The organism is Milkweed yellows phytoplasma str. MW1, from assembly GCF_000309485.1.
Classification (GTDB): domain Bacteria; phylum Bacillota_I; class Bacilli_A; order Acholeplasmatales; family Acholeplasmataceae; genus Phytoplasma.
Genome location: NZ_AKIL01000135.1, coordinates 1 through 6,448 on the forward strand (window position 1 = coordinate 1; position 6,448 = coordinate 6,448).

General features: G+C 29.9%; 5 protein-coding genes and 1 pseudogene. All 6 read right to left on the bottom strand.

The genetic code is table 11. The annotated features are described in order from the left end of the window. Positions 1–127 precede the first annotated feature (127 nt). The 6 genes and pseudogenes from RI76_RS02990 to RI76_RS02405 all read right to left on the bottom strand — a co-directional run bounded on the left by RI76_RS02990 (position 128) and on the right by RI76_RS02405 (position 6,314). A complete protein-coding gene (locus RI76_RS02990) occupies positions 128–412 on the bottom strand; it encodes a hypothetical protein (RefSeq protein WP_100222490.1) in 285 nt (94 codons plus the stop codon). Continuing rightward, positions 372–656, bottom strand: a complete 285-nt coding sequence (locus RI76_RS02995; protein WP_100222491.1) for a hypothetical protein — start codon at positions 654–656, stop codon at positions 372–374. The genes RI76_RS02990 and RI76_RS02995 overlap by 41 nt, the downstream gene beginning before the upstream one ends. Beyond that, positions 653–1,624 (bottom strand): annotated as a pseudogene (locus tag RI76_RS03005) (hypothetical protein). The gene RI76_RS02995 and the pseudogene RI76_RS03005 overlap by 4 nt, the downstream one beginning before the upstream one ends. A gap of 111 nt (positions 1,625–1,735) precedes the next feature. Next, complete coding sequence (locus tag RI76_RS02395) at positions 1,736–3,376, bottom strand: nucleoside kinase (RefSeq protein ID WP_017192552.1); 1,641 nt, start codon at positions 3,374–3,376, stop codon at positions 1,736–1,738. A gap of 240 nt (positions 3,377–3,616) precedes the next feature. Next, positions 3,617–4,924 carry a TldD/PmbA family protein gene (locus RI76_RS02400; protein ID WP_017192553.1) on the bottom strand — a complete coding sequence of 436 codons (1,308 nt, stop codon included), beginning with the start codon at positions 4,922–4,924 and terminating at the stop codon, positions 3,617–3,619. 1 nt (position 4,925) lies between these two features. Next, a complete protein-coding gene (locus RI76_RS02405) occupies positions 4,926–6,314 on the bottom strand; it encodes a TldD/PmbA family protein (protein WP_017192554.1) in 1,389 nt (462 codons plus the stop codon). Positions 6,315–6,448 lie beyond the last annotated feature (134 nt).

Here is a 6,448-nt window from a genome sequence, read left to right on the forward strand (position 1 = left end):
CACCTACTCTATACTTGAAAAAACATAATTATCAGCCTGAAATATACTAAAAAAGAAAAAACTCAAAATGGCTATCATTTTGAGTTTTTTTAAAATAAATAGAGTTATTTTCTTAAAGAAGATTAAATCAATTAAATAAATATTTTTCTTCTAAATATTTAACAAAAGCATGAGGATCGATTTTGTTCTCGCCAGTAGAAATTTTTAATAATTCATCGGCTGTATATAAAGAACCAAAATTTCTAAAATTTTGGTTTAAATATTGGTTAACATTTGTAAAATTACCTTGTGTAAAATCTTTTTTGATGTCTGGATTATTTTTTTTGATTTTACTCATTAACATAGATGAAATTATAGCACCGTTTAAATAACTAGGAAAATAACCGAAATAACCAGAAGGCCAATGGAACATCTTGAAGACAGCCTTCAGAAACATTATTAGGAACGATGCCTAAATAATCTTTCATTTTTTGGTTCCAAACATGAGGCAATTCGTCTAAATTTAATTGATCATTAACCAACATCTCCTCTATTTCAAAACGTAAAATGATATGTAAAGGATAAGTTAATTCGTCCGCATAAACTCTGATAAAACTAGGTTGAACGCGGCTAACTTCTTGATACAAATTATCAACCGTTAATAAAGAGTCATTCAATTGCGCATATCATTCTTTAAAAAAACATATAAATAGGTTAAAAATTCTTTTGTTTTAACCAATTGTTTTTCAATTAACAAAGATTGACTTTCATGAAATTGATACCCTCTAGGTTTGCCAACAGGTTGGTTTTTATATTTGTCAGGTAAATTTTGTTCGTATAAAGCATGCCCTACTTCATGCATAGTGCCTATGAAACTATCTAAAAAATCATTGTGATCATAACGAGTGGTTAAACGAACATCATCAGCGGTTCCGCCACAAAAAAGGGTGCGTAGATTCGTCTAAACGACCTTTATTAACATTAAAGCCTGCTTTTCCATCATTTTATTATTTAATTCTTTTTGTTTTTCAATTGGCATAGAAAATTGAAGAGGAGTTCCACTTTTGGCCTGTTTTTTCATCACTTTTTTGATTAAAGGCGGCAATTCTTCTTTTAAAACAGTAAACACTTGTTTAATGTTCTCCACAGTATTGCCTGGTTCATATCTCGCCACTAAAGCATCGTATAAAGGGATATTTAAAGCTTTAGATCTTAAATGCGCTATTTGTTTAACATAATCAAGGACTTTTTGAAAGTAAGGCTTAAACATTTTATAATTGTTTTGTTGTCTAGCTTTTCTCCACGATAATTCAGCTTGAGTAGTTGCTAAAATTAAATTGTTTTGCAATTCTGGATCCACAATTTCTTCATCTTGTATTTTCGCTTTTATTTCCCTTAAATTGGCTTTTTGCCATACATCTAAAGAATTTTTTTCTTGTTCTGCTTGGTTTAACCATTCTTTAGTCTCATCAGAAATTAACAATTGACGAATAACTCTTGTTAAACTTAAAATCTCTTGTACGCGGCTTTTTTCCGAACCTTCTTTCATATTACAAGCTATATCCCAATGAAGTATATTTAAAATATTTTCAAAATGTCCGATTTCTTCAAATCTTTTTTCTAATTGTTGATAATGAACAGACATTGTTTCACCTTTTCTTCAAATTAATTTAATAAATACAAAATCACAGAAAAAACATCATATAGCTTTGACCTTTTTCACACTTAAAACTTATATCCTTTATTATAACATTTTTTATTGATAAAAAGGACTATTTCCGATAAATTCCCTTAATAAGGATTCATGCGGAATCAAATCAGATTCCCAAGCGTCAAACCAACTTAATAATTTTAAATAATATTGAGCTTTTTCAAAATACGGACTCATCAAAGGCACTTCTAACAGTAAAGGTTCTAAATATGGCTTTAAAACGTTAAATTCATAAATTAACTCCGAATTAAATACATAATCCGTTTCTTGTTGATAAGGATAAATCCACCTAAATTCGCCTTCTCGAACAGATTTCCAAAAATCAAAAGTTTTTAAAATATTAGTGCTTCTCATTTTTAAATCTCGAATAGTTCTACGCAAAAAACGAATATCTGTGATATGCAAAGGATTGTGTTCATCCAATGATAATTGGTGTTGAGGAGCAATGTAAATTTTAAATTTTTGTTCCCTATAAAGGGAAGGTAATAATGCAGGATTATTAGCGTGAATTCCTTCAACCAACAAGACTTGTGTATCGATTTCGATAGGTTTGTGGGTAATCACGCGAGTACTGAAATCAAATTGAGGAATGATAGCTTTTTTATGTAAAATTAAATCATTGATATTTTGGTTAAATAAATCAATATTTAACGCTTGGATGTGTTCAAAATCATAAAATGAACCATCTGAGGTTTTGGGAACTTCTTCGAGGGGTAAGTAATAATTATCCATACTAACCAAAGTGCTTGTAATACCTACAGCCATTAATTGTAATTGTAGTTTTTTGGCTAAAGTGGTTTTGCCACTGGAAGACGGTCCAGCAATATTAATAATTTTTATTTGATCTTTTTTATTAGCTATTTGGTTGCTGATCTCCATTAACTGTCTCTGGTGGTTAATTTCCGCTATGCTAATTAAATCAAATTTTTTTTTAGGATTGGAGGAATAATTATTTATTTGATAAATATTTTGTGTTTGAGTCATTTGACGCCAAACCGAAGTTTGATGCAAAGTTTTTTCAAAAACAGGTTCTTCCTTGAAAAAAGGTATTTCACCATGATGAAAAGTTTGAGGAAATTGCAAAATCATAGAAGAAGAACGATATAATAATTGATAGTGAGTTAAATAACTCGTATTAGGAACCATGCCTTGGTGCATATCGTTATAATACGAATCACAAACATATAAAGAGACCTTATGTTGGGGTTTTTGTTGAAGAAGCTTTTTTTTATTCTCAAAACCAAAAGTGTCATATATTTCTAAAGCTTTTTCCAAAGAAAAAGATTTTTTTTCAATTTTTAACTTTTGCACTACTAAGGTTATCATTTTTTTTTGAATTTGTTCAAACATTTCTAAAGTCAATTCTGCCTTATTTTCGAGTGTAACCAAAAGAGATTGCGAACTATAATAAGAAAAATGCACTTTTTTATCAGGAAATACATGATAAAAAGCCATAACGACCAAATATCTCAAACTAGCTTCATAAATGTTCACCGCTTGAGGATGAGATAAATCTAAAAAAAGAACGTCATTTTCGGCTTCAACCAATTCAAACGTTAATCCGCGTATTTTATTATTTACTTTAGCGGCGTAAACATTGGTCAATTGTAATTGTTTTTTTACTTCTTCTAAACTAGTATTATAATCCACATTTAAAGTTTGATTTTTGTAATATACTTTTAACACGATTTTTTCTTTCTTATCTTATAATTTTTGTCAAAAATAAAAATACCTATCTTTAAATTGTATTTTGTAAAACGCCTTTAAAGCTACTTTTATAATATAAAAACAAATAACCAAAATAATTTCAAATAAATAATGTTTGTCCTTTTCATATTTTTGAAAATAATGCTTATAAAGGATCACGCATCAAACAAAAAGACTCTCTTATTGGAGAGTCTTTTGGTTATTTGTCTAAAGAAAGGTTTAATTGCCGCCAATCATTAAATCTCCAACATAAACACTAGCGCTGCCAAAACCAGAAACTTGGAATTCAAAATCATTAGCTATTTCTTTTAAATTTTTTAAAATATCAAAAAAATTACCTGAAACAACAATCATTTTCACCGGAGTAGTGATTTTACCTTTTTCAATCTTAAAACCACTAGCTTGAAGACTAAAAACACCGCTTACAGTTTGAATCCCTACATGCATACCGACTAAATCATCGATAAAAACACCTTCTTCAATGGTAGATACCATATCATCTAAACTTCTTTGTCCTGGTTTTAAATAACAATTGCTAAAACCGGTGCCTCCATCAAAACCGTTACCTGTCGGTTGAGTGTTAAAGATTTTGGCTGTTTTTAAATTATGGATAAAACCTTGAAAAACACCGTTTTCAATCACGTTTTTAGGTTGACAAACAACTCCTTCGTCATCAAATTTTTCTTTGAAAAAAGCTTGATCAGAAAAAGGGTCTTCAATGATGTTTACTTGAGGAGAAGCGATAACTTGTTTTTCTTTATCTTTTAATTGAGTTAAATTTCTATAAGCACTTTGTCCGGTAAAAATACTGCTAAAACTGGCTAAAAAATCAGCAAACATTTCGTTTGAAAAAACTGTAGAATAACTTTTTGATTTTAAAGTAGCTCCGTTTAATTTTTTTTCACCCGCAAAAACCACTTCTTGGGCTTGTTTTTCCGGATTAAATTCTTGGAAATCTTTGACAAGTTTTAATTTACCAAAACTTTGTACATCGCCATCTTTTTGGAAAATAGCAGAAACATAAAGATAAGCGTAACTATTTTCTTGTTCTAAATGAAGCCCTTTTGAGTTGATTAAAGTTTTTTTACTAAAAACCTCTTTATAAGAATTGGTTTCAATTTTTTTCATTAATTTCGAAGAAGACATATTTTTTTCTAAATCTTTTAAAAGTTGAATTTTCTTTTCTAAAGGAATAACGGAAAAATCAAAATTTTTTTCTTCCCAATCGGGATAAGAGGAGGAACCTTCAAAAATAATCGCCGGATCTTTGCTGTCAACTGTTTGAGTGTTTTGCTTCAAAGCGACCAACATTTTATCGACTGTTTCATCATCTATTTTTTCAAAATATACTTCTGTTGATTTATTGTCATAAATCCCTTTAATATTAACTGTCACCAGATCGCTTTCTACAAGTGATTCTACTTTGTTGTTATCTAGGGTTAATTTAAAACTTTTGCTTTCGCTGACAAATATTTCTAAAGCTTCAAAGCCTTTATCTAAACCTTTTTGAATCCATTTTTGATACATTTTACGCATTTTCCTTTTTGTTGCCGCCAGCAACCATTTCTTGTACTCTAATAGTGGGTTGTCCTACATCAGTAGGGATTGAACCAGAAACAGAACCGCACATTCCTTGTCCTAAAGATAAATTATCTCCTACACGATCTATTTTTAATAAAACATCATCTCCATAACCAATCAACATCGCTCCTTTAACAAGAGTAGTCAATTTACCATCTTCAATCAAATAACCTTCTTTAACAACGAAATTAAATTCTCCCGTAGCGGGTTCAACTGTTCCGCCGCCTAAACTTTTAGCATATAAACCGTATTTAGTATCTTTAATAATTTGTTCTGGTTTATCGGTGCCGTTAGCGATATAAGTTGAATTCATTCTTGAAGTGGGAGAATATTTATAAGACTCTCTTCTGGAAGAACCGGTCGGTTTAGATTTCATTTTACGTCCATTACGGAAATCAACTAAATAGCTTTTTAAAATGCCTTTTTCAATTAAAAGGTTTTTTTGGGTTTTTATTCCTTCATCGTCAAAATTAAGTTTTCCCCAAGCGCCTTCAATAGCGCCGTCATCATAAGCTGTTACTATATCAGAAGCTATTTTTTGGTTTAATTTATTATTAAAAGGCGATAAACCTTTGGCGATAGCAGTAGCTTCTAAAGGGTGCCCACAAGCTTCATGGAATATAACGCCTCCAAAACCATTATTTAAAACTACGGTCATAACTTGCGGCTTCATTTCTTCTGCCTTTAATAAAGCCGTCGCTCTTTGAGCTACTTCTTGTGCTAATTGTTCTAAGTCTATTAAATCAAAAAATTCTAATCCCATAGAACGTCCTGGACCTTCATAAACATCTTGAATTTGTTCGCCTTCTTTAGCTACCGCTATCAAACCACAACGTATATAAGGTCTTACATCATTTTGATAAACTCCTTCTGTATTAGCGACCAAAATTTTTTGTTCTTTTTCTTGATAATTAACAATAGTTTGGATTATTTTATCATTTTGTTTTTTCATTATGTTTGATAATTTAATTAATTTTTTTGCTTTTTCTTCTTTTGTCATCGAATCAAAAGGTTTTTTCATACTTTCTTTTAAAGTTTGAGGCTCACCCAAAGGAACAACTGTATGTTTCGGTCCTTTAAAATTCCTTTTTAAACGTGTCATTAATTTTTGAATATTGTCAAAATCAACTTTATTAGTGTAACCGTATACTTCATCCGAACCTTGTAAAAGTCTTACTCCTACGCCAAAAACATTATCAGTTGATAAGGAAACGACTTCTTGACCGGTTATTCTTAAACTATTAATAATATTGTCTTCGAAAAATAATTCAGCAAAATCAGCGCCTGATTCTAAAGACTGATTTAAAAGAGTTTGTATTTCTTCTTTTTTTATCATGTGTTTTTAAAACCTTCTTTTTTTAATTATTTCATATTTTTATGATAATTTAAAACTATCTTAATAATAACATTTTTAATTTGGTGTGAAAAAGGAAAAATAAAAACCGAAAAAATCACATTTTACATTTTAAC

What these genes read in the sequence shown, in the direction of transcription:
- RI76_RS02990 (WP_100222490.1), bottom strand. Translation starts at nt 412, where the DNA reads ATGTTCCATTGGCCTTCTGGTTATTTCGGTTATTTTCCTAGTTATTTA.
- RI76_RS02400 (WP_017192553.1), bottom strand. Translation starts at nt 4,924, where the DNA reads ATGTATCAAAAATGGATTCAAAAAGGTTTAGATAAAGGCTTTGAAGCT.
- RI76_RS02405 (WP_017192554.1), bottom strand. Translation starts at nt 6,314, where the DNA reads ATGATAAAAAAAGAAGAAATACAAACTCTTTTAAATCAGTCTTTAGAA.